The organism is Dehalobacter sp. (genome assembly GCF_030063005.1).
Classification (GTDB): domain Bacteria; phylum Bacillota; class Desulfitobacteriia; order Desulfitobacteriales; family Syntrophobotulaceae; genus Dehalobacter; species Dehalobacter restrictus.
On sequence record NZ_JAPDHR010000015.1, the window covers coordinates 23,621 to 48,430 of the forward strand.

Consider the following 24,810-nt stretch of genomic DNA (forward strand, 5'->3'; position numbering starts at 1 on the left):
GATCCTGATTCTCCGTTAAAAGAATTTATTGACCTTAATGATCGTATCAGGCAGTGCAAAGATTATCACCTGGTCACCGGGCATCAGAACAGATTCACCGTTTGGCACGTAAACCCGACCTTGATGCAGGACTGCTCCAACCAGACAATTGTAGGGAAACCTGACCTCTTTCAGCTTCTTGCCGGCAACTTTGGACGTCGGAGATATGCCGATTTCCATAGCCTGCGCTTTGGCGCCTTCCAGCAGAGCCACGGAAATAAATTTACCCCTGCGGACCTGGCTCAGAATAAAACCGGCTGTGATCAATCTTGGCGATAAGACAGAATCCACGCCTACCTTTTCCATCAGGGGAATATACTCCGTTCTTCCTACCCGGCAAATTGTTTTCTGGGCGCCCAGATCTTTGGCCATCAGGGCCAGAAGCAGATTCAGCTTATCGTCATCTGTCAGACAGACTACGGCATCGGCATCTCCGACCCCTTCTTCCATCAGCAGATCGACATCGGTTCCCTCTCCGCAGTACACAGTTCCCTTTTTGAGGCTTTTGGCCAAAGCCTGACACCGTTCCGGATTCTTGTCGATCACCTTGACGATCATACCTGCCTTTTCGAGCAGAACGGCCAGATTGCGGCCAATTCGGCCGGCTCCAATGAGCATGACTTTCTTGACCGGGACCATCTTTTCGGTAAACTCATCCTGGATCTCATTTAAAGCTTGCGGATCGCCGACAAGAAAAACATTGTCGCTTGGCTTCAGCATCTCCGCGCCGTTCGGTATAATCATCCTGTTTTTACGCAGGATACCAACAATCAAAATATCTTTCGGAAGATCCAGTTCGGAAATCGGGATATTTGTATGCGGTGATTCTGGCCGGATCCTTACTTCCAACAACCTGACTTTACCATCGGCAAAGTCCTCGACCTCCAGTGCTGCCGGAATGAATAAGATCCTGCTTATTTCAACCGCGGTAACATGTTCAGGGTTAATCGTCAGATCGATCCCCAAAGAACGATGGAATTCGGCTTCCTCTTTACCAATATATTCGCTATTGCGGATTCGGGCGATTGTTTGATGTATTCCAGCCTGTTTCGCTGCCATACACGCCACCATGTTCACTTCATCACTGTCGGTGACAGCAATCATCAAGTCTGCCGACCGGACATCCGCGTTCATCAAGACCCTGGGGCTCGCTCCATTCCCTTGAATAGTCATGACGTCAAGGCTGTTCTGGATAATATTCCGGCGTGTTTCATCTTCCTCAATAACAATGACATCATGGTCTTCATCAACGAGGTACTGCGCCAGACTAAAACCAACCTTTCCAGCTCCCACAATGACTACCCGCACGTTAACCCCTCCGGTTCCTATTACTGTTTTAGAGCTACAATATAGCACAAACCAAAGATTTTCAACAGTGTTTTCTCATAATTTGTGAAATTAATTTGCATCTAATCCTGCAATATCTTGGCGATCCGGACAATATGCTCCCCAATTTTATACAGCCAGCTGTTCAATTCCTGCATACCTTGATCATCTTTGGAGATCCGGCAAGTCAGGCTGTTCTGAACTTGATTATAGATTTCGATAATACCCTGATGGGCTTCGATGATCAGCAAAGCAAGAGCCTGATCACCTCTTTCCAAATAGCGCAGCAGGGTTAAAAAATTGCTGGATACAGCGATGTATAATTCTCCGGCCTTTTCCTGATCAGTCTCTTCAGCCATTATCTGGGCAGCATGAATCCTGGTCCCCAGCCTGGCCATCACAATCAGGCTGTCGGCAATATATTCAAGTTCTTTAATGATCAACTGGTAGCTGTGGCTCTCGACAATTTGTTCCCGGGTCATATTCCGACGGAATAATTCCGTAAAGAATTTCGACAGTTCCTGATAGTGCCAGTCTACTTCCCGCTCCGTCCGTTCCAGCTCCTGAAGTATTTTTGTATCCCCGTAAAAGATGATACGCGGCAGTATTTGAACCATATTCTCAAGGATCTTATTCGCCACCCAGCGGATTTCCTGTCTTGCCTGGGTCAAGGCAACAGCCGGCAGTTCAGGAGCTGCCTTGGTAATATAAATAAGCCTTGGTTTTTTGCCTTCGTCCCTTCGCTGCGGGATCAGCTTAATCAGACATTTGCTTAAGATTTTGTTTAAAGGCAGAAATAGAATCACCATTAAGACTGCCGAAAAAAGATGCGTATTCGCTACCTGCCGGGGCAGGTCCGCAGCACTCCATTCGATAAACCGAGTAAAGTACGGAAAAAACGGCAGTAAGATTAACGCTGCAGCAAGACGATAAAGCGTGTTGGCTGCGGCTACCCTAACCGCATCGGCCCGTTCAGCGCTGAGAGAGGAAAACAAAGTCGTCAGCGTCCCCCCGATGTGAGCCCCCATGACCAGCGGGATGACCGATTCCACAGACAGCAGTCCGTGTGTGGAGAGGGAAATAAGAATTGCCAGAAACGCAGCACTGCTCTGCAGTAATGCTGTCACAACCATACTTATGGCTATACCGAGAATCGGGTTTGTCCCGAACTGGGAGAGGAACGCATCGACATCAGGCGAGCTTTTCAACGGTGAAAATGCTCCAGAAAGCAAAGACATGCCAACAAAAATACAGCCAAAACCGATCAGCGCTTGTCCGATGCTTTTGGCCAGCATGGTTCTGACAAGAAAAAACATGATAAATCCGATAAAAAGCAGCAAAAGTGCAAAATCCAGGATTGGGAAAGAGATTAATTGAATGACGATCGAGGTCCCGACCGCTGACCCCAGAACAACACCAAGCGCCTGGGTCAGCGTCATCAGGCCTGAATTGACAAATTCGACGATCATGACCGTTGTCGCGGTACTGCTTTGCAGCGCGACTGTCATCACAATTCCGAATAGGGTCGCTGCCCAAGGCTTTCTAGTTAAAGAGGCCAGGATGTTTTTCAACTTTTTCGCGGCAATTTTCTGCAGCCCTTCCGAAGTAACATTAACCCCGTACAGGAACAGTCCCAGTCCGCCTAGAAATTGCATTACCATCGTGATCGAAAACATTTGCTTTAACTCTTTCCTTTGCCAGGCTTTGGTTTGTTCTTATCCGTCTGAATCTTTTCGGCAATCTCTTCAATCTTGCGCAGTCTGTGATTGACGCCCGATTTACCGACTTTCGGGGTCAGAATTTCGCCCAGTTCTTTCAAGGTATAATCCGGAAATTCCAGACGCAGGCAAGCAATCTCCTGCAGATTTTCCGGCAGGGCTTTGAGTCCGATGGTCCTTTCAATCAGCCGAATGTTTTCTAACTGACGTACTGCGGCGTCCACCGTCTTATTCAGATTGGCAGTCTCACAATTAACGATCCGGTTAACTTGGTTGCGCATTTCTTTGATGATCCGGATATTTTCAAACTCAAATAACGCCTGGTGGGCACCAATCAGCGCAAGAAACTCGACGATATGTTCGCTCTCCTTTAAATAAACCACATGGAAATTCTTACGGGTACTGACCTTCGCCTTTAGATCAAATTTGTTCAAAAGTTCGCTCAGGTCTCCTGCCAGAACCGGATCATTCGTGATAATCTCCATATGATAATTCCCCTCAGGGTTACTGATCGAGCCTCCGGCCAGAAATGCCCCGCGGAGGTAAGCCTTCTGGTCACATTTTTTGGCAATAAGTTTCTTATCAATTCCGGCCTGGATTTCTCCCTCTTCATTAAACAATCCGAGTCTTTGCAGATCACTCATCTCTCTGGGGTAAATCTTCACCAGGTAAGAATTGTTTTTCTTCAGTCTTAATTTCCGCCTGACCACAATATCGGCTGGCAGATGCAGCGATTCTTTGGCCAGGTTATATATTTTTCGCGCCACAGGAGCGCTTTCAGTGATCACGTTCAGGGAATATTTCTGATTCGCGCTGATCTGCAGTGTTCCATCCATGCGGATAAGCGAAGCCAGCTCAGCCAGCTCACAACAATCCTTCTGCAACTCCAGTCTGGCTAGTTCCTCTTTGGTTATGGCACTAAACGACATACCATCAACTCCGGCCCTTCAAAATAATATCCTTTTTCATCAACAGCGGCTTATATTTATATCGACTTAATTTTCCGATTTAGCAGATACGAATCAACCATGGCGACTCTCTCATTCACGGGCTTGAGACGGAATAACAGACGCAAAATTTCTTTAGCCAGCTTATCCGGATTATGCCGGACAACTTCCCCGCCGGTGTAAAAACTGCCTTCAAAGTAACGAACACCCAGTTTTTCGACCTCAGCGGCATCACCGTCCACAACCTCAGCTCCTTCTGCCTGATAGCGTTCCCTGACTTGCTGAGATATATTTTCTCTGGCAGCCAGCACCGCATCAACCAGATCCTTCCCAACATGCTCGATAATCACCTTCAAATGGTCGGCGACCGCATAATGGTCAGTCTCTCCAGGTTCCGTCATAATGTTGCAGACATAAATGCACGGAGCCTTGGCCGAAGCAATCTTGTCGCGAAGCCCTTTCACCAATAGATTCGGAATGATACTGGTATAAAGACTCCCCGGCCCAAGAACAATCAGGTCGGCATCTTCAAGCGCCGCTAAAGCTCCGGGCAAGGGCCGACAGTCCTGGGGCATAATATTGAGAACTTTGATCTTGCCAGGTGTCGTCCGGATGGCTGTCTCGCCGTTAATGAATCTACCGTCTTCAAAATAAGCATTCAGGGTGATTTGAGAAAGCGTTGACGGATATACTTCCCCGCGCAAGGCGAATACTTTGCCAATTTGCTCGATGCCTTTCTGAAAATCACCGAATCTTCCGGCCAGACCTGCAAGAAACAAATTCCCGAGGCTGTGCCCGGCCAGCGTCCCGGTATCAAAGCGATAGGAAAAAAGTTCTTCCATGATATCTTCTTTTTCAGCCAGAGCAACCAGACAGTTACGGATATCCCCGGGCGGCAGAATCCCAAGCTCTCGACGCAGACGCCCCGAGCTTCCGCCATCATCCCCAACGGTAACGATAGCCGTCAGATTGCTGGTATATTCTTTTAGCCCTTTCAGCAACGCCGACAGCCCGGTACCTCCACCGATAACAACAATTTTAGGTCCTCGCTTCAATTGACGGCGGGAATAAATCACATCGAGAATTCTATCTTCATTTTCCGGAATCAGCACGGAAATGATCGAGCTGATCATTTTTTTAAACGCAATAAAAACGATAGCCATACCTGCCAGGCAGGTAACGACCCCCGCCGGACCCACCATTACGGTATCTTTGCCGGCCAGCTGATAGATGATCTCCCGAAACTGCACTTCAATAAATCCGAGGGTTTCCCCGGAGCTGATGACCGAAAGTCCGCCGGCGACAAGAAATAAACCGAGGATTGCCAACAGAAAATATCTTTTTACACCTAAATTTGGATAGAACCATTTGCACATTTCCAAATATTTTTTCGGAAGTTCCATCTCGTCAAACCATTCCTATCCTTTGATATCTCTGTGGTTTATAACACAGGAGTAATTGTTCATCTGCAGGAACTCCGCTGTTTTCTCGGCAATTGCCACGGAACGGTGCTGCCCCCCTGTACATCCTATGCCGATGACCAGGTGACTCTTGCCTTCCTTGAGATATAACGGCAAAATAAATTCCAGCATATGAAAAAACCTGCCGATAAAATCAGCCGTGGTAGGATTCAGCAAAACATAATCCCTGACCTCTTTATCTTTGCCGTTCAGCGGTTTAAGTTCCTTTAAATAATACGGATTAGGCAGAAAACGGACATCGATAATTGTATCGGCATCCAGCGGTATCCCAAATTTAAACCCAAAAGAAACAACCGATACGGACATCCTGGCCGGATCGTATTCCTTTCCAAACAGATTCCTGATTTTTTCCTTCATCTGTACGGTTGTCAGGTCTGAACTGTCAATGATCTTGCTTGCATCCCCGCGTAAATCGGCAAGATATTGCCGCTCTTTGTGAATGCCTTCCAGCACATTTCCCTTCGGAGATACGGGATGCCTTCTTCTTGATTCTTTATAACGGTTGACCAGAACATCGTCCGAAGCCTCTAGGAATAAAATTTCGTATTGATATCCCGCCTCCTGCAGATCCTCGAGCGCCTGGTTTAAAGAAGAAAAGAAATCTCCGCCGCGTAAGTCACAGACAATGGCAGCTTTGTCTATTTTTCCTTGGGATTGGGCACACAAGTCAACGAACTTTTCAATAAGGCTCGGCGGAAGATTGTCAACGCAAAAAAATCCAAGGTCTTCCATACTTTGCAGGGCTTGCGTTTTTCCAGCCCCGGACAAACCGGTAATAATCACCAGTTTCAATGCTTCACTTTTCATAGCCTTTTCCCCCACCTGAATTGTTCCTTTCCTGATTATTTCGTTTGCTTGCCAATATCCGACGCATCCTGCTGAATACGAGCGAGTTCACTTTCCATATTGGCCCCTCCTGCAATATTCTGCCAGCTGGAATTTAGGAGGTCCAAATACGTCCAGTCGTTCACTGAACCCTCCAAATACCAGGCAGACTGCAAAGACAAAGCAACCTCTGACTGAAAACGCTTCGTCGCCGATTCGTAATACGCACTGTTAACAGGCAGCCTGCCGCCGGCTTGAAACATCGCCTCTTCCGCCGCCGGCTTCAGCAGTTCTTCTTCAACCAGCCGAATGGCGCTTTCCATGACAGGAATGGTCTTTATGGATGAATTAGCGATTCCGATCGTATGCTCCAGCAAAACCTGTCCCTTGGCTCCCAGTAAAGAATAGAAGGACAGACAGTCCCAGTTTCCACCTATGTTCGTCAGTCTGGTACTGTCACTGGCCCAGGTCAGCAGGTAACCGGTCTCACCCCCGGCAAACCGGGCTAAGGCCGCACTGTCCAAAAGCACTTGATTTTGCTGACGAAGCGCTGCAAAATTGTTGATAAAAGCCCGATTCTTCTGCGAATCCAGGGCTGGAACACCGTTGGCACTTAACGTTCCTCCCTCAGCCCTCCACCACGGACTGAGCAGCGACGCATTCAGACCCGGAACTGCGATGACGGAATGTTTCTCCCAGATTTCCGCCAGACTTGCCGGGGGCACCAGTACTTTATCTTTGCGGTAGTAGAGCAGTGGCACATCCGTAAGCCAGGGTGCTGCAAATGCTTGTTTATTATACGTAAAAACCGCTCTCGCCGCCGGATAGGCTGAGTCGATATCCGCCAGAACAGGTGAGACCGCCCCTTTTTTATAGAGCGCATCGAGGATCTGTCTTCTAGCAATCACAATTTCCGGCCCCTCTGCTCCGGCTTGGTAGTTCCAGACCTGCTGGACAATATCTGCCTCAGCAATTTTTTCACCTTTAACCGATACTTCGGGATATTCCTTATTGATTCTGGCAAACTGCGCAAGTAAAGCCTGTTCTTCTTTGCCGTCCAACGAATACCAGACAGAGATTACCGCAGGGGCGTCTCCGCCGGGTTCCCCCGGAGAGGGTCCCTTGGAACAAGCTGTTAAAGCCGTTAAGCTCAATATAATTATCATAATACACAGAAGTGCTTCCAGCCTTTTTTCCATTCAGAGCGATTTCCTCTCCACATACCTGATACAATATTACTAAAATATTCAAAAACCATTAGGGTAAGTCTAAAGGCCATAATACCGTTTCTCGGCTGTTGCGCATCCATTACGGAGACTAACCCGAGCAAATATTCGTTTCTTCTCCCCTTATTCTAATCCGTCCGCTGGAAAGTTACAAATACTACTTTCTGAGACTGTTTTTGTCAATTGATTTTCTATATGCTTTTAGGAGCTTCAACTTTCAACTTTAAAATACTGGGTCGGCTTTCGACCGTAGTAGAACAAATACCAGCCGCCTTTTCCCGGGGAATGTTCTGTAGTCCCTGTTGGAATATCCCGCTCAAAATATTCGATAGCCGTAGCTCTGATCCATTGCCTTTTATCCATGCCCTCAGACTCAGGAATCCGGTTCTGCCAAATCGGGTCCTTCCTTATCTCTTCTTTCCAACTTTTATCCTGGACAGTCTCTTCTGCTCTCTGTAGAAAATCAGGGATTTGCCCGGGACGTTCAGCGACAAAATAATCAAAACGCAGTGCTTCGCGCCAAAGTTTCCGATTCAGTGCGGTCCGGCCGTCCGGCTGTTCCATCAGAAATTCCCAGATATTCTCGAAGAGTGACCTGGAACTCCATTCTCTTTGGAACCAGCCCTTACCGTGCCAGTATCTGGCCAGAGCATCAAAAAAATCAAACGGGCTTTGCCGGTCAGCAAGAACAACTTCGAGTGAAAACTTAAACCTTCCAGAATTATAGTACCTTTCCAGAGTTTCTTCTATTCGGGCCAGGTCCAAAACCTGTTCGTGGCTCAACTCCCGTGTTTTCAAGACCGTATAGGGCGGATCCGGGCAGTATTTCAGCCCGTATTGGGTGCATTGCCTGCGGATTCCCGAACCCTTCAATACCTTCAGAAAACCAAGCTGCAAATGATTCGGTCTGAGATTAAAAACTTCATCAAATGACTTGCGGAATTCTGCCCACCCCTCATGGGGCAAGCCTGCAATAAGATCCAAATGAACCGGTATCCCGCAATCGTGCTGCAAATAACGAACCTTATCTTTCCAGTCCGCAAAATTCTGGGATCGGCGGATCGCTTTCAAAGCAGGTGGATGGGTGGACTGGACTCCTATCTCTAATTGAATCATTCCTGTCGGATAGTTCTGCAAGTACTGCAGCCAGTCCTGATCCAGCAAATCTCCGGCTATCTCGCAATGAGCCCGTGGAATGTCCCCAGACAATCCATATGTGCCCTCCGGTCCTGTTTTCTCGTACTCCCGTTCAGCTTCCTCTTTAAATAGGTCAAGAACTTGAAACCCGTGTGTTTTGGATGCGTTGAATGTTCTGTCCACAAATTTAATCGTCCGTGCCCCGTTCGCAAAAAGCTGCCGCAAAATAGGACGAAAACGCTCCGGCTGCAAAAACCGGACACCCTTGAAAGTGGACGAAATACAAAATTCACAGTTATACGGACAGCCCCTGCTTGTCTCGACATAAACCAGTTTCCCGCGAAAATCCTCTTGCACCGCGTAGGGGTTTGGCAGAAAATTCAGATCCACGGTATCCGGTGTCGCTGCATTCGTCACTACCATGCCACATGCATCCGTGCTGGTCATTCCCTGGAAACCATCCGAGGCAGTCATGCTGTTCAGGCCCTGGGGACCGCCGGCCTCTCTCCGCAGTCGCCAGACAACACCGGCGACATCCCGGGGAAGGCTGCCTTCGGACCAACCTTTAAGCAGCACAGGCAGAACCCGTTCGGCTTCCCCGGCAACGACCGCATCGAGCTGGGGGACCTCATTCATAAGACGATCACAGTCAAAAGATACTTCCGGCCCCCCAGCCAGAATGAAGGTATCGGGCAAGACAGGCCTCAACCTGCGTACCAGGGCCTTAACGGAGACAATGTTCCAGATATAGCAGGAGAAACCAAGGACATCCGGTTTCTCTTCAAATATTTCTCCGGCAATTTTGTCCAGATGCTCATTAATCGAAAATTCGCGGATACAGATTTCCCATTCAGTGTTTCCCTGTGTCTTCAGGACTTCACGCAGACCGCGAATGGCCAGATTTGTATGTACATACCGGGTATTTATGCCAACGAGCAGGATCTTCACATTAAAACTCCTTACCTGAATTCTTAGGCTGGATTTTTTTTGATTTATGATGGACCTTACAGAACAAATTTCTCGAAAACTTTGGCTACTCCGTCTTCTTTATTTGAAGCTGTAATATAATCCGCAATTTCTTTAAGTTCCTGATGGGCATTGCCCATAGCCACACCGATACCGGCAAACATCAGCATTTCCCGGTCATTGAAATTATCCCCAATCGCGATAATTTCTTCCGGCAAGATGCCGAAATTCGCGGCTAACGCCCTAAGCGCGCTGCCTTTGTTGACCTCTTTATCGATCATATCCAGAAAAATTGGCTTGGAACGCGTAAAATGAAGCCTGTCGGCATAGATCTGCCGCAGTTCTGCCGTAGCAGTCTGGAGATAATCCTCCCCGGAAATGCACAATATTTTTTCAGCACCTTCCGGCTCAGTGTGCAAAATTTGCAGCACATCCGTTTCCTGGACCTTTATTCCGGTCATTTCCTCATAGGCTTTGGAATATTGATTCCATTTATTTGTAAAGACTTCATCTTTGATAAACACCTGTGTGTAGACTTCTTTCGACTGGAGATGCTGAATAATCTTCATAGCTAATCCTGACGGAATCACTTTATGGCAGATGATTTCCCTGCTCAGGGAGTGCTCGATCAAGGCTCCGTTGCATGTAATAATCGGAACATCCAGACCCAGCTGGCTGGCGTATTTTCTGGCAGATACAGCCATCCTTCCTGTAGCAAGCGTAACCATTACGCCTTTGGCCACTGCGCGGCGGATGGCCTTGATATTCCCTTCAGAAATTTGCCACGCATCGTTAAGCAGTGTTTCATCCAAATCTATGGCAACAAGTCGGATCAATCTATTTCACTCCTTTGGTAGATTACACGAACAAATCGATACTATTATACCATAGAACTTGAGGGCCGTAGCCTTTTCGATTTTTAGGCAAGGTAGTCAGACGTATACGTATAACATACCAGAATTAGGGTTGACATGGTCCCGGTAGAAAAACTATAGTAGGATTATATAGAGAATTTGGCTTACGGCAAGCCTTTTGGCACAGGCGTAGGCCTTAGTTGCCCATAGATATATCAAAAAGCACCTAGGTTTTTTCACCGAAATCTGATATGTGAAATAGGATGAACGAGGTAATCTGATGACCAGCTGGCTTTTGGGCACGAAATTAGTGATCATTCTATATAGTATTTTTTGCTATGTACTGACTGGGATGACCAATTTGCCCCTGGTGCTGTTACTTCTACTTATCTATATCATTATGAGCATGTTTCATATTATTTCCTCCAGGGAATCCGTAAAAAAAACATGGATGGTTTTGATATGTGTTTTTCTGATTCTCTCTGCTTTCTATGCCTCTAATCTCTTTGTTTTTCTTTTGCCGTTAAACTTGTTGGAATTGTTTCACCAGTTCGGGAAGAATCCATTATATGCCCTGATCTCTACAGCTCTTCCTCTTTTCTTGCTTGCGGGGAATATTATCCCGGAATATCTGCTGATCAGTCTTTTGAGTGCCATGATTTATGAACTGTCCCTAAAATCTTCGATGCGCATTGCCCGCCTGGCCGCGGACAACGATTTCTTAAGAGAAAAGAACCATTCTCTTTACGGTCGTTTGCACTCCGGTACCGAATATGAAAACCAGGTCAAGTATTTAAGCCAACTGGAAGAAAGAAATACGCTTGCGCAAAATATTCACGATAAAATTGGGCATGTCCTTGCCGGAAGCCTGATCCAGCTTGAAGCCGCCCGCCTGGTGATTGATCGGGACCAAAGCAGATCAAAGGAGATTATTATCAATGTTATCCATGTTCTGAAAGAAGGCATGGAGGATATCCGTTCTACACTCAGAACTATCAAACCAGCTCCTGAGCAGCTTGGCATTAATCGTTTGAAAGCGATTCTGGATGAACATTCATTTAACAGCCAAATGAAAACACATTTGAACTACCAGGGTGATCTGAACTGCATTACCCATTCACAATGGAGAATCATTCTGGAGAATGTCCGGGAAGCACTGACAAATACATTGAAATATTCATCCGCCGGAGAAGTGAAAATAAAACTTGAAATAATGAATAAACTTATTAAGGTCGAAATAAAAGATAATGGAGTCGGTGCCATATCGATTAAGAAGGGATTGGGGCTGGAAGGGATGGAAGAAAGAACGGAAAGCTGCGGGGGTAAACTTATTCTGGACAGTTCAGACGGTTTTTCCGTCATTACCTTACTGCCTGTGAAAGGAGCAGAAAATGCCGATTAAAGTACTTATTACCGATGACGATATCCTGATCCGGGAAGGGCTTAAAATCATACTTCAAAACGACGAACGTTTTGAAGTAACCGCCTGTGTGGAAAATGGCCTGCAGGCCATCCAATACTGCGAATCCCAGAAAGTCGATATCGCGCTGCTTGATGTCAGGATGCCTGTCATGGACGGCCTGCAGGCTTCCAGAGAAATATCTGAAAAAACGACCGTCAAGCCACTGATCCTGACCACATTTGACGACGATGATTTTATTCTGACGGCCGTAAAAAACGGCTCAAGAGGGTATTTGCTGAAGAACAGTTCCCCTGACCGGATCATGGACGCGATAAAAATGGTATATGAGGGCGGCATTGTGATGCAGGACAGTGTGATGAAAAAAATTCGGGAGGAGCTGGTCACGAATCCCAAAGTCAAAATTGCCGAAGATCTTTTTTCTGACAGGGAAATGGATATCATCAAACTTATTTCCAAAGGTCTGGCTAATCGCGAAATAGCAAAGAAGCTCTATGTCTCGGAAGGCACAGTTAAAAATTATATCACTTCCATCCTGAATAAAACGGGACTTGAACACCGAACCCAAATTGCGATTTATTACCTGACCGGTTCCAAATCATAAAAACGTTACATAACAAAAAGAATGCAACTCAATCATCATAAACAAATGACTTTTGTCATACAAACTGGTGACCTTTTCTACTAACGAAAGGTTCCTTTTTTTATTAGTATATAAGAAAGTATACGTTACTTTCTTATATATCTAAGTGCAGCTAAGGCTGCCGCCAGAAAACTTGGCGCCAGCCAAGTTTTCTTTGATGAATCAGAGGGATGGGTAGGAAAATGAAAGGGGCGATTCATTATGAGCATCCTGGTGATGGAAAATGTTACGAAAAAATTCGGTGATGTCATTGCTGTAGATAACATGAATATCAGCATTGCGAAGGGAGAAATATTTGGACTTTTAGGACCGAACGGTGCAGGTAAGAGCACCGCTATTAACATGATTATTGGCTTATTATCCATCGATAAAGGGAGTATCTCTATACTGAATAAAGATACGAAAAGAAACAAAGCCTTTTCGAAGAAAAATACAGGCATAGTTCCCCAGGATATTGCCATTTATGAAGATCTGACCACGCTGGAAAATGTCAAATTTTTTGCGGGACTTTACGGTCTGCGAGGGGATGAGCTGAATAAAGCAGCGGCTGAGGCGCTTGAATTTACCGGATTAAGCGATAAAGCAAACAGTTATCCAAAAAGCTTTTCCGGGGGCATGAAAAGACGGCTGAATATCGCCTGTGCGATTACCCACAAACCGAAATTGATTATCATGGATGAGCCTACCGTAGGTATCGATCCTCAATCCCGGAATCATATCCTGCAATCTGTTAAGAAATTAAATCAGATGGGCTGTACAATCATTTATACCAGTCATTACATGGAAGAAGTCGAAGAAATCTGTTCCCGAATCGCGATCATGGATCACGGCAAAGTGATCGCCCTGGGCAGCAAAGAAGAGTTGAAAGCGCTGTTAACCGACTCCAATATTGTCTGGATTACCGTTAACGACTCGATCACGAAAGCTGTCGAAGACAAGATCAGGGAAATACCCGGGGTTCTTCAGATGGACATTGAAGAAAATACGCTAAAAATAAGCACTGCCAAAGAAGTCCACAACCTTGATAAAATTATCTGTTACTTTACCGAAAACAAGTTCTCAATCAAAAGTGTTGAGAGCAGAACACCGGACCTGGAAACTGTATTTCTGTCGCTGACCGGCCGCAGTCTAAGGGATTAGGTGGCTACCATGAGAATTATCCATATTATTTTAAAGGAATTCAAACAGAACATTCGGGATTTCAAAGCGAATATTATGATGGTCCTTTTCCCGATTGTCTTGATTGTCATTCTGGGTACGGCCTTTTCCGGTGTATTTTCCAATGATATTGTATTGGACGATATACGTGTCCTTTATTCTGTTCAAGGAGATCCGGCACTTACCGAAAGTTTTCATTCCTTTCAGGATGAGCTGCAGAAACAGCTGGGAATTACTTTTACCGAAACGACAGACCCAGAGGAAGGTCTAAGCAGTATTAAAAATGACCAGTATTCCTGTTTTATTTTGCTGACGAGCGCCCCTCCGGAAATTCGCGTCTATAAAAATGCGCGTTTTAACTTTGAGGCCAATCTTGTTGAATCATCCGTTAAAGTGTTTGCCGCCAGATACGATGCCGTTAAGCTGATTGCCCAAATAAATCCTTCCGCATTAGCGGGCATTATGGCTAGTCCTGAAGAAGATTATGTTCAGTCCGAATCCATAGACAAAAAAAGAGAACCCGGTTCACTGGATTACTACGCGGTAACCATGCTGACACTTTTTTTACTGTACGCTTCGCTGACCGGATTCTGGTCTGTTAAAAATGAACAGAATTTTAAAACCGGAAACAGGATACTTTGCAGTCCTGTCACCAAAATTGAACTACTCACAGGCAAAACGCTCGGCGGCCTCCTGGTAACCATCGTGCAGGCAGCGGTCGTTCTTCTGTTCAGCTCGCTTTTCTTTAAAGTGTACTGGGGATCAGATCTGCTATCGGTCCTGCTGATCATTTTCTCTGAAGCTGTTCTGGCAATCAGTCTAGGCACAGGAATTGCTTACCTGATTCGCAATGACGGTACAGGTGCCGCTTGTCTAAATGTTTTGATCCCAATTATTGCTTTCCTCGGCGGCGGGTATGTCCCGTTATCCTCGCTGAATGGTCCACTCACTGCCATCACTGCGCTATCTCCGCTTAAGTGGACAAATGAGGCAATTTTCAGATTGATCTATGATCAGGACTATACGATCATGCTTCCTGCTATTCTGATCAATCTGGCTGTCGCCGCGACATTTCTAATGGTCTCAGCATTCCTGTCCAGAAAGGAGGCGGTCTGAATGAAAAACATTCTATTTTTAGTCCAGAACACCTTAAAGGTCACCTTTAGAAAAAAGGGGAATTATATTGTCTATCTGCTTCTTCCACTGCTCGGTATTGTCTTTGCACTGGCGATCTACAGCGGGGCCAAGTCAGAACCCGTCCAAATCGGGCTGATTGACAAAGACCAAACTGCCCTTTCCGCCTACCTTGTCCAGGAAACTGCTAAAGCGGGAAACTATACGCTTACTCCCCTCCAAGAAACAGAAATAAAAAACAACCTTCTGGATCAAACCCTGGAGGCAGCTGTCATCATCCCCGGTGGATATGAAAAAAGTATTGTTGCCAGCTCTCCGGCAGCAATCAAAATCATCTCGTTAAAGGGACAGGATACAACGGCCTGGCTGGAGCAGTTTTTCAATCTGCAGACCCGGAATCTGAAAGATCTGGCTGCCGCTGCCGGCGGGGACGAGACAGCTTTCCGGGGACTGTTTCAGGAATACAGCAGCCATCCGCTCCAGGTATCTGCTGTCGAACTGCAGGACGAAAGTGTCAGCAAGGATATTACCCTGACAAGCTTCGGCTTCCTGCTGATGTTTGTTATGCTCGGAGCAGGCTTGACATCCCATGCTATCCTGAATGAAAAAAAAACCAGGACCTATCACAGAATTTGTGCGAGTCCCGTATCGCCAAAGGAATATCTCAGTGCAAATGCGCTAAGCAGCCTGATCATCGTTACCGTTCAAACACTCTTTATCATCGTGGCTTTACAATATCTGTTCCGTATTGAAACCTATGTGCCTGCAATCCTTCTGTTCTTTATCCTTCTGCTGTTCGGCCTTGTTTCGATCGGGATTGGACTTATTACAACAGCGTTTTCCAGTTCGTCCTACATGGCAGGCACGCTTTCTACGCTTATCCTGACACCGACCTGCATGCTGGGAGGATGTTTCTGGCCGGTTAGCCTGATGCCCGAAACCATGCAGAAAATCGCCCATTTTATGCCGCAATGGTGGGCTTTGGATGCGATTCGAAAAATGCAGTCCGGCAGCAGTCTGTCAGAAATCCTGATGAATATTGCTATCTTGATTGCTTTTGCCGTGGCTTTCTTCCTAATTGCAGTGTACCGGTTCGCCCGGGAAAACAATATCCAGAAATTCGTGTAATTCATTTGTTTGTACTGAATAAGAAACAAAAATACTGCCAACAACGGTCAGCAGTATCTAATATTAAACCTTCATATTCCTGTATGATTTTTATGCTTGCCTGAGAAGCTTTTCCAATTCCCCATTCATAAAGTTATAATTATGTCCGTCTTCCGGGTACTGTTCCCCAACTACATCATTCTTGTAGCTTTCCAAAGCATCCAAAATGATCGAATTCAGATTCACATACTTCTTGACAAATTTGGGGGTGAAAGCGTCAAAGAAACCCAGCGCATCGTGGACAATCATCAGCTGTCCATGAACATATGGACCTGCTCCGATTCCAATAACCGGGATATTTGCTCTTTCAGTAACAATCTTGCCGACTTCAGGCGGAATAGCTTCCAGCAGCAACAGGCTAATACCGGCTTCCTCAAGAATTCTGGCATCTTCAATAATCTTTAAGGCGCCTGCACAATCGCGTCCCTGGGATTTGAATCCACCTAATTGAGCCATCGATTGCGGAGTTAAGCCAAGATGTCCCATGACAGGAATGGTCGCTTTGACCATAGCTTCGACGGTATCCGCCATATTGGATCCGCCTTCCAGCTTGACAGCATCGCAGCCAGCCTCTGCCATAAAACGGCTTGCATTGCGAATGGCTTCTTTTTTGCTGATCTGATAGGTCATATAAGGCATATCGCCGACTAAGTACGCCGTAGGTGCACCTTTACGGACTGCCTTGGCATGTGTGACCATGGTATCCAGGTCCATGCCCAGGGTTGTCTCTTCTCCCAGAACGGTCATTGCCATAGAATCTCCGACAAGTATAATATCGATACCAGCCTTCTCTTCGAGAAGGGCCATTGGATAGTCATAACACGTGAGCATGGTAATTTTTTCACTTAAATTCACTTTGTTCTGCAACGCATTGATGTTGACTTTCGATCGCATTTTTCTCTTTCCCTCCAAAAATATAGGAACGATTCCTTAAAATTATTTACAATATAATATATACCATCTGCCTTCAATTGTCTACCCCCTGCCGACACTTTTCCACAAGGGGAGTACACCAATTAATGACATTGTCGAAAAATCAGAAAAGCTGACACCGTATAAAACGACGCCAGCTTGTAAAAATTAATGAATTTAACCCATTGTCCTAAATTCCCAAATGTTTTCCTAAAAACTGTCCAGTATACGAGGCGGGAACCGCGGCGATTTCCTCTGGTGTACCGACTGCGACAATCTCGCCTCCCCGGCTGCCGCCTTCTGGACCGAGGTCGATGATATAATCGGCGGTTTTAATCACGTCCAGATTGTGCTCAATGATCAGAACGGAATCGCCCGCCTCAACAAGGCGCTGTAAGACCTTTAACAGCTTATCCACATCGGCGACGTGCAAACCGGTCGTCGGTTCATCCAAAATATACAGCGTTTTCCCCGTACTGCGGCGGCTGAGCTCCGTAGCCAACTTAACGCGCTGGGCCTCTCCCCCGGAAAGGGTCGTAGCCGGCTGCCCAAGCTTGATGTAGCCTAAGCCAACATCCTGCAGGGTCTGCAGTTTCCGAGCAATCCGAGGTACAGCCGCGAAAAATTCAACCGCTTCAGCAACCGTCATGTTGAGGATCTCCGCAATATTTTTTCCTTTAAAGCTTACCTCCAGGGTCTCACGGTTGTAACGCTGCCCGCGGCATACCTCACACGGGACATAGACATCCGGAAGAAAATGCATTTCAATTTTTATGATTCCGTCTCCCCGGCATGCCTCACAGCGTCCGCCTTTGACATTGAAGCTGAACCGGCCTTGTTTATAGCCTCTGATTTTCGCTTCCGGCGTCTGGGAAAAAAGGTCCCGGATAAAATCAAATAGCCCGGTGTACGTGGCTGGATTGGATCGCGGTGTACGCCCGATCGGAGACTGATCAATGTCGATAACCTTGTCGACATACTCCAGTCCTTTGAGCTCCCGGTAAACCCCGGGACGGACTTTACTGCTGATTTTGAGTTCCATCTGAAGCCCTTTAAATAATATTTCGTTGACCAGCGTGCTTTTGCCCGATCCGGACACTCCTGTTACACAAGTCATCACACCCAAAGGGAATTTGGCATGGAGCTGTTTCAGGTTGTTCTGGGCTGCGCCGACTACTTCAAGCCATTTTCCGTTCGGCTGGCGACGTTGAGCAGGGACTTCAATCTTTTTACGACCGGTCTGATACTGCCCGGTAATCGAAGCTTCACACGCCTTGATCGCTTCCAGATCTCCCTGCGCCACAATATGCCCGCCATGGGTTCCGGCGCCAGGGCCGATATCAATGATATGGTCGGCCTCCAAAAGAGTATCCTCATCATGTTCCACGACCAAAAGCGTGTTCCCCAAGTCCCGCAGTTTTTTCAACGTGTCCAGCAGTTTAGCGTTATCGCGCTGGTGCAGACCGATGCTTGGCTCATCCAGCACATAAAGCACGCCGGTGAGACTCGAGCCAATCTGCGTGGCCAGACGGATCCGCTGGGCCTCCCCGCCTGAAAGTGTCCCGGCGGCACGATCCAGAGTCAGGTAGTCCAGCCCGACATTAACAAGAAAACCAAGCCTTTCTTTGATTTCTTTCAAAACCTGACGCGCAATCATCTGTTCCTTTTCACTTAGAACCATCTTTTTAAAAAAGTCCAGGGACTCCATCACGGTAAGCCGGGTCAGCTCATAGATGGATAAACGATTAATCTTCACAGCCAGCGCTTCGGGTTTCAGCCTCTTGCCCTGACAGACCGGGCACGGTCTCTCTGTCATCAGACCTTCTATTTCATTCCGGACATAGTCCGAGGTCGATTCCTTATATCGGCGGTTAAAATACGGCACCAGTCCTTCAAAAGGCGCTTTCCAATATTTTAATTCATCAAAGATATTGTAGTAACTGAATTTAATCGGTGAATCAGAGCCATAGACCAGGACCTGCCACTGCTCCGGTGTCAGATTTTTCACCGGGCAGTCCAGACTGAACCCGAATTTTTCGGCCAGCCCCTGCAGCAAGGCAGGATAATAGCTCAAATTCGATTTCGCCCACGGCACGATTGCACCTTCATTGATCGACTTGCCGCGGTCGGAGATAATCAGATCGATATCTGCTTCCAGATTCGCCCCGAGTCCGGTACACGACGGACAGGCCCCGAATGGGCTGTTGAAGGAAAACAGTCTTGGAGCAATCTCGTCGATTGCAATTCCGCAGTCCGGGCACGCAAAATTTTCGCTGAATAGAATCTCTTCCTGACCCGCGATGTCGACCAGGACCGTGCCTTCGGCGAGCTTCAGCGCAGTCTCGATTGAGTCGGCGAGCCGAGCGGTGCTGTCGGGCTTCAGGGAAATTCTGTCGACAACCACATCAATGGAGTGTTTTTTGTTTTTTTCAAGAAGTATTTCCTCACTGAGATCTCTGACTTCTCCATCCACCCTCACCCGGACGTAGCCGCTTTTTCTGACCTGTTCGAGTGTCCGGACGTGCTCTCCTTTTTTTCCTTTGATCACCGGTGCTAGAATCTGTAAACGGGTTTTCTCCGGATAGGTCAGTAATTGATCCACCATCTGCTGGACGGTCTGCTGGCTGATCTCCTTGCCGCAGTTCGGACAATGCGGATGACCGACCCTTGCATAAAGCAGTCTGAGATAATCATAGATTTCCGTTACCGTTCCTACGGTTGATCGTGGATTGCGATTTGTCGTCTTCTGATCAATGGAGATTGCGGGTGATAGCCCTTCAATATAATCGACATCCGGTTTGTCCATCTGCCCCAGGAACTGGCGGGCATAAGCTGAGAGGGACTCAACATAGCGTCTTTGGCCTTCAGCGTAAATGGTGTCAAAAGCTAGAGATGATTTTCCTGAACCGGACAGGCCGGTAATAACAACGAGCTTATCCCGCGGAATATCGACATCAATGTTTTTGAGGTTATGGACACGGGCGCCCCGTACCTTGATATAATCCTGGGTCATACATTTCCTCCATAAGGCTTCTAAAGATGATAAGGCTATATTTTTGCTTGATTCTATTCCTTATTTAACATCTATTCTTCCATAATTGCCACGATCTTATCTTACACCAAAAAACAGTAAAAGGGAACATTTGTTCGCATTTATTTACCTTCTTTTTTTACGGGATCTGTTCTGTTTCTCGGAAGAATAGTTTTTGCCGGATTTAGAGCGGCTGCTCCGTGTCATACCAGCATATTCTCCCTTCAGTTCAATGATCGCATCCCTTAAATCAGCTGCGCGTTCAAAATCCAGTTCCCTGGCAGCCTTAAGCATCTCTTCTTCCAGGACCTGAATGGTTTTTTCCTGTTCCTCAGGTGTCAACTTGCCGCCTTTTTCCCCATAAGCCGTCTTTTTCTCCGCAACTTTCGTCGCTTCAGGCACTTCATAGATCTGCTTGCGAATGGTCTGCGGGATAATCCCGTGTGCTCTGTTATATTCTTCCTGGATCGCTCGGCGACGGTTGGTCTCACCAATCGCGGCTTTCATGGATTCCGTCATATTGTCCGCATACATGATGACTTTTCCGTTGACATTTCGGGCCGCCCGGCCCACAGTCTGGATCAAAGACCTTTCCGATCTTAAGAATCCTTCCTTGTCAGCATCAAGGATCGCCACCAGCGATACCTCAGGCAAATCAAGGCCTTCTCTTAAAAGGTTAATCCCGACAATCACATCTATTTCTCCAAGACGGAGTTCTCTTAAGATTTCCAGCCTCTCAAGGGTCTGAATATCAGAATGAAGATATCTGACACTAATATTCAGCTGTTTCAGATAGTCTGTCAGGTCTTCGGACATTCTCTTGGTCAGTGTGGTCACGAGGATTCTTTCGTCCCTGGCAATCCGCTGCCGGATCTCGCCGATCAGGTCATCAATCTGTCCCTGGGTGGGCTTCACAATGATCTCCGGGTCAATCAAACCTGTGGGCCGGATAATCTGTTCGACAACCTCGCGGCAGTGCTCCATTTCGTATGGTCCGGGAGTCGCACTGACATAGACCCTTTGGGGTACAACTATTTCAAATTCAGAAAAACGCAGCGGCCGGTTATCCATGGCAGAGGGCAGGCGGAAACCATGCTCCACCAGCGTGCTTTTCCTGGAACGGTCTCCCTCAAACATGCCTCTGACCTGCGGCAGAGTCTGATGTGATTCATCAATGAACATCAGGAAATCCTTCGGGAAAAAGTGCAGCAAAGTATAGGGTGTTTCTCCTGGTTTGCGGAAGGTAAGATGCCTGGAATAATTTTCAATACCGTTGCAAAATTCCATCTCCCGAAGCATTTCAATATCGTAGCGGGTTCTCTGTTCGAGGCGCTGAGCCTCCAGTAGCTTTTCCCTTGAACGGAAATATTCCAGACGCTCTTCAAGCTCCTGCTCAATATTTTCAGCAGCCAGCATTAATTTATCACGTTCGGTCACATAGTGGGAGTTTGGAAAAATCGAGATATGTTTTCGTTCTCCCAGGATTTCACCGGTCAGAAGATTCACCTCATAAAGATGTTCGATTTCATCGCCGAACATTTCAATCCGAACTGCCTTTTCATCCGTAGAAGCAGGACATACCTCGACGACATCCCCTCTTACCCGGAAAGTTCCGCGATAAAAGGCGGTATCATTCCGGTCGTACTGGATTTCAACCAGCTTGCGCAGCATCTGATTGCGTTCTATTTCCTGGCCCTGCCTTAAAGACAGAACCATATCCCGGTACTCATCGGGAGATCCCATACCATAGATACAGGAAACACTTGCGATAACAATGACATCTCTTCTTTCAAACAACGCAGCTGTGGCCGAGTGCCGCAATTTTTCTATTTCCTCATTGATGGAAGCGTCTTTTTCAATGTAGAGGTCATTGGATGGAACATAAGCTTCCGGCTGATAATAATCATAATAACTGACAAAATATTCAACCGCATTCTCCGGAAAAAATTCCTTAAACTCGCAATACAGCTGTCCGGCCAGCGTCTTATTGTGTGCAAAGACCAGGGTCGGTTTTTGAATGCGTTCAATGATGCTGGCCATTGTAAATGTTTTACCCGATCCGGTAACACCCAGCAGCGTTTGGTGCTTATTACCGGCTAGAATGCCTTCAGTAAGCTTGTCCACTGCCTGGGGCTGATCTCCAGAAAGACTATAAGGAGCCCGTAGTCGAAATTCCATAGAATATCCCTCCATCAAAGACAGTATATTTATTATATCATTTTGTTCTCATTCCCGCATTTTTGTTTCATCCTTGATGGAGGTCCGTCAAAATACTGCTCAGGAGCTCGCTGCGGAAATGGTCCAATCCCCTGAAATTCACGGAGTCATTAATTAGATTTTTTAATTCGAGGCGGTTTTTTCTGTATTGTTCGAGAATAGCTATCAGCTCCGTACTGTGACCCATCCGGAAACCCTGCTCTTCAATCCGGCAGGGATTGCCTTTCCAGACCGCCAGGTTCTTTTCCGGAAAGAGCAAACCGACGATTGTGTACGGTTTTAGCGGATGAACAATAATTTCCATGGCCTGCCCCAGGCATTTAACCTCTTCGAGCAGTACCCGCAGAAGGTGAGCAGACTCTTCACCGTCCAGGCAAATCCGGTCAAAATCCCGAATATATCTTGGAGCAAGATTTAGCCACCCTTCTAATTGAAGGCTATGGAGAAAATAAAACGACAGATTATTTGCTTTTATTCTAGAAAGGATTCGCGTGATCTCATCAATATGCGGCGAATCATCACCTTGCTGATCGCCTTCCCAGGCCAAAGACAGGACAGCGTCCAGATTCCTGGTTTTGTTTTGACAGGCGTGCCCATCTTCCTCAGATTCCTCTTGTTTTTTCGGCATATAGTCTTTTCTGAGCTGGGCAATGATGTCCTGCTCAATGTCAGCAAGACTTGCTCCGAGCTGACTGATTTTAGGGCTGTGTTCTTCCAGTCTGCTCTGGCGGCAGAAGGAAGAAAAATCAATTTCACGGTGGTACGGGCCGCAGAAATTTATTTGCCAGTTAAATTCATCCTTATCGAGTAAGCATATTTTATGCTTGGGCAGGTACAGACCGGCAACTGAATCGGCTTCCCTGATCGACCTGATATAATCAACATCATTCCCACGATCAATCATCTGGATGCCGATGAGCTTCATCATGGTTGATTTTCCGGTACCCGGGCCGCCCGTGAGAAGATATGTATATTTAATTTCTTTCAGCAGTTCAGGCAGCAGCGATACGTAACCGTAAGGCGTGAATGCCTCAATATAATAATGACGAATCCCACTTGTATTCCCCATGATGATTCCTCCAGTTCAATAATGTCTGTGGGATATTCTATGCAAATGGAACAGCCGGCGTTCTCCCGTCAAAACAGAAATGTAATGTCCATTACAATACTCCGCTCACAGCGAAACTGTGTCCCTTAGACTGATCATAGGGATAATAAGAAGATCTTCTTATCAGGAATTAACTCTCGATGTGTATGTCTATTCTAAGAATGTAGTACTAGGATGAGATTGCTCATTAAATAAATCCGCAGCAGAATGGGTTTAATCATTCGTTCCGCTGCGGATTCTATTTAGAGAAAGACGTCTTCCATTTGACTGAATAAAGATACTGTATCCTTTTCTATCCTACTGGATTTTCTGCAGCAGGACTTCAACCGCCTTGCTCAGCTGACTGTCGAAGACAGGCTCGGTCGGAAGGATGGTAGGCTTTTCTCCTTCTTTAAGTTCGACTTCAACATCGGGCTTGATTCCCAATTTATTAATATCATTTTTCTTCGGTGTAAGATATTTGTCCGTCGTCAGCTTTACGCTGGTGTTGCCATCAAGGGTAAACACGGTCTGCACGACACCCTTGCCATACGTCTTCGTCCCGACCAGGGCCCCGCTTCCGTAATCCTTGACTGCCCCCGATACGATTTCTGCTGCTGAGGCCGTATATTCGTTGGTTAAAATGACAATGGGCATGTCGATATATTCAGCAGTCGATTCTTTTGTATCTACGACGCCGTTCCTATTCACAATGTGAACGATCGACCCTTCCGGCACCAAAAAACTTGCTACTTTAATCGCGGCATTGACTTCTCCTCCGTAATTATAACGAAGATCAATAATCAGACCCTTATATTTGGTCAGATCCATCTCCCGTAAAACCTTCTCAAGTTCATCCCCGGTATTAATGTTAAAACTGGAAATATCAATCAGCCCAATATCTGACCTTCCCGGCAGGGAGATCCCTTCAACCGTCGGAACATTGATATAGTCACGAATAAGACTTACGGTAAATTCTGTCTTCGTCTTCGGCCGGTAAATTTTAACCGTCACCTTGCTCCCGGGCTCTCCTCTTAAGATCGCGACTGCTTCATCCTGGCTGATCGTGGAGACATCGGTCTCGTCAATTTTTGTGATAATATCCCCCGCTTCGAGTCCTGCCCTTTCAGCCGGAGAACCTTTGATTGGACGCATAACAACCAATTTTTCCGGATCTGCCGTACTTAAATGTACACCGATCCCTCCAAAGGTGCCCTGAATCGAATTCATCAGCACTTTGTTTTCCTCAGCATCCTGGAAGGATGAATACGGGTCCAGCGAACCCACCATCCCGTCGATTGCCCCATCAACGAGTCCAGCACGGGATGTTCCATTTAAATACTGGGTGTCAATAAGATAGACCACCCGCATAAATCTTCCAAGGTGATCATAATTGACCAGTACAAACCCGCCAACAACAAGTGCCAGCCCCAGACAAAATATCAGGCCGACTGCGGCGGCCTGTATAAAAGCTTTTTTCCAATTCACACGGTTGAACAAACGTCCACTTCCCTATCAAACT

General features: G+C 46.7%; 18 protein-coding genes. 5 read left to right on the forward strand and 13 right to left on the reverse strand.

Translation table 11 applies throughout. The features are described from left to right. Positions 1-15: 15 nt before the first annotated feature. The 8 genes from trkA to OKX56_RS04660 all read right to left on the reverse strand — a co-directional run bounded on the left by trkA (position 16) and on the right by OKX56_RS04660 (position 10,501). Positions 16-1,347, reverse strand: a complete 1,332-nt coding sequence (gene trkA, locus OKX56_RS04625; RefSeq protein ID WP_019224949.1) for a Trk system potassium transporter TrkA — start codon at positions 1,345-1,347, stop codon at positions 16-18. A gap of 101 nt (positions 1,348-1,448) precedes the next feature. Next, entirely contained in the window at positions 1,449-3,041 is a 1,593-nt protein-coding gene (locus OKX56_RS04630) for a Na/Pi cotransporter family protein (protein ID WP_019224950.1), read from the reverse strand. Between the two features lie 5 nt (positions 3,042-3,046). Next, positions 3,047-4,012 carry a DNA-binding protein WhiA gene (whiA, locus tag OKX56_RS04635; protein ID WP_019224951.1) on the reverse strand — a complete coding sequence of 322 codons (966 nt, stop codon included), beginning with the start codon at positions 4,010-4,012 and terminating at the stop codon, positions 3,047-3,049. 56 nt (positions 4,013-4,068) lie between these two features. Continuing rightward, the gene (locus OKX56_RS04640) at positions 4,069-5,433 is read right to left on the reverse strand and encodes a gluconeogenesis factor YvcK family protein (RefSeq protein ID WP_019224952.1); all 1,365 of its coding nucleotides are present in this window, start codon (positions 5,431-5,433) and stop codon (positions 4,069-4,071) included. A gap of 15 nt (positions 5,434-5,448) precedes the next feature. Next, positions 5,449-6,318, reverse strand: coding sequence for an RNase adapter RapZ (gene rapZ / locus OKX56_RS04645; RefSeq protein WP_019224953.1), 870 nt, complete (start codon positions 6,316-6,318; stop codon positions 5,449-5,451). 35 nt (positions 6,319-6,353) lie between these two features. After that, positions 6,354-7,535 carry an ABC transporter substrate-binding protein gene (locus tag OKX56_RS04650; protein ID WP_019224954.1) on the reverse strand — a complete coding sequence of 394 codons (1,182 nt, stop codon included), beginning with the start codon at positions 7,533-7,535 and terminating at the stop codon, positions 6,354-6,356. A gap of 237 nt (positions 7,536-7,772) precedes the next feature. Beyond that, positions 7,773-9,647, reverse strand: a complete 1,875-nt coding sequence (locus OKX56_RS04655; protein ID WP_019224955.1) for a B12-binding domain-containing radical SAM protein — start codon at positions 9,645-9,647, stop codon at positions 7,773-7,775. A gap of 56 nt (positions 9,648-9,703) precedes the next feature. After that, complete coding sequence (locus OKX56_RS04660) at positions 9,704-10,501, reverse strand: Cof-type HAD-IIB family hydrolase (RefSeq protein WP_019224956.1); 798 nt, start codon at positions 10,499-10,501, stop codon at positions 9,704-9,706. A gap of 298 nt (positions 10,502-10,799) precedes the next feature. Here OKX56_RS04660 and OKX56_RS04665 point away from each other — a divergent pair, with 298 nt between their 5' ends. The 5 genes from OKX56_RS04665 to OKX56_RS04685 all read left to right on the forward strand — a co-directional run bounded on the left by OKX56_RS04665 (position 10,800) and on the right by OKX56_RS04685 (position 16,002). Next, positions 10,800-11,921, forward strand: a complete 1,122-nt coding sequence (locus OKX56_RS04665; RefSeq protein ID WP_019224957.1) for a sensor histidine kinase — start codon at positions 10,800-10,802, stop codon at positions 11,919-11,921. Next, entirely contained in the window at positions 11,911-12,543 is a 633-nt protein-coding gene (locus OKX56_RS04670) for a response regulator transcription factor (RefSeq protein ID WP_019224958.1), read from the forward strand. The genes OKX56_RS04665 and OKX56_RS04670 overlap by 11 nt, the downstream gene beginning before the upstream one ends. A gap of 240 nt (positions 12,544-12,783) precedes the next feature. Beyond that, entirely contained in the window at positions 12,784-13,722 is a 939-nt protein-coding gene (locus OKX56_RS04675) for an ABC transporter ATP-binding protein (protein WP_019224959.1), read from the forward strand. A gap of 9 nt (positions 13,723-13,731) precedes the next feature. Beyond that, the gene (locus tag OKX56_RS04680; protein WP_019224960.1) at positions 13,732-14,856 is read left to right on the forward strand and encodes an ABC transporter permease; all 1,125 of its coding nucleotides are present in this window, start codon (positions 13,732-13,734) and stop codon (positions 14,854-14,856) included. Beyond that, positions 14,857-16,002: an ABC transporter permease gene (locus OKX56_RS04685; RefSeq protein WP_019224961.1), complete on the forward strand. Its 1,146-nt coding sequence runs from the start codon at positions 14,857-14,859 to the stop codon at positions 16,000-16,002. A 90-nt stretch (positions 16,003-16,092) separates the two neighbouring features. Here the strand turns inward: OKX56_RS04685 and panB are convergent, their stop codons facing one another. From panB to OKX56_RS04710, 5 genes are all read right to left on the reverse strand, one after another. Beyond that, complete coding sequence (panB, locus tag OKX56_RS04690) at positions 16,093-16,935, reverse strand: 3-methyl-2-oxobutanoate hydroxymethyltransferase (RefSeq protein WP_015044879.1); 843 nt, start codon at positions 16,933-16,935, stop codon at positions 16,093-16,095. 208 nt (positions 16,936-17,143) lie between these two features. Continuing rightward, entirely contained in the window at positions 17,144-19,966 is a 2,823-nt protein-coding gene (gene uvrA, locus OKX56_RS04695) for an excinuclease ABC subunit UvrA (RefSeq protein WP_019224962.1), read from the reverse strand. A gap of 144 nt (positions 19,967-20,110) precedes the next feature. After that, positions 20,111-22,162, reverse strand: coding sequence for an excinuclease ABC subunit UvrB (gene uvrB / locus OKX56_RS04700; RefSeq protein ID WP_019224963.1), 2,052 nt, complete (start codon positions 22,160-22,162; stop codon positions 20,111-20,113). A 67-nt stretch (positions 22,163-22,229) separates the two neighbouring features. Further along, on the reverse strand, positions 22,230-23,270 hold the full coding sequence (locus OKX56_RS04705; protein WP_019224964.1) for a hypothetical protein: 1,041 nt from the start codon (positions 23,268-23,270) through the stop codon (positions 22,230-22,232). A 336-nt stretch (positions 23,271-23,606) separates the two neighbouring features. Further along, entirely contained in the window at positions 23,607-24,788 is a 1,182-nt protein-coding gene (locus OKX56_RS04710) for a S41 family peptidase (protein ID WP_019224965.1), read from the reverse strand. Positions 24,789-24,810 lie beyond the last annotated feature (22 nt).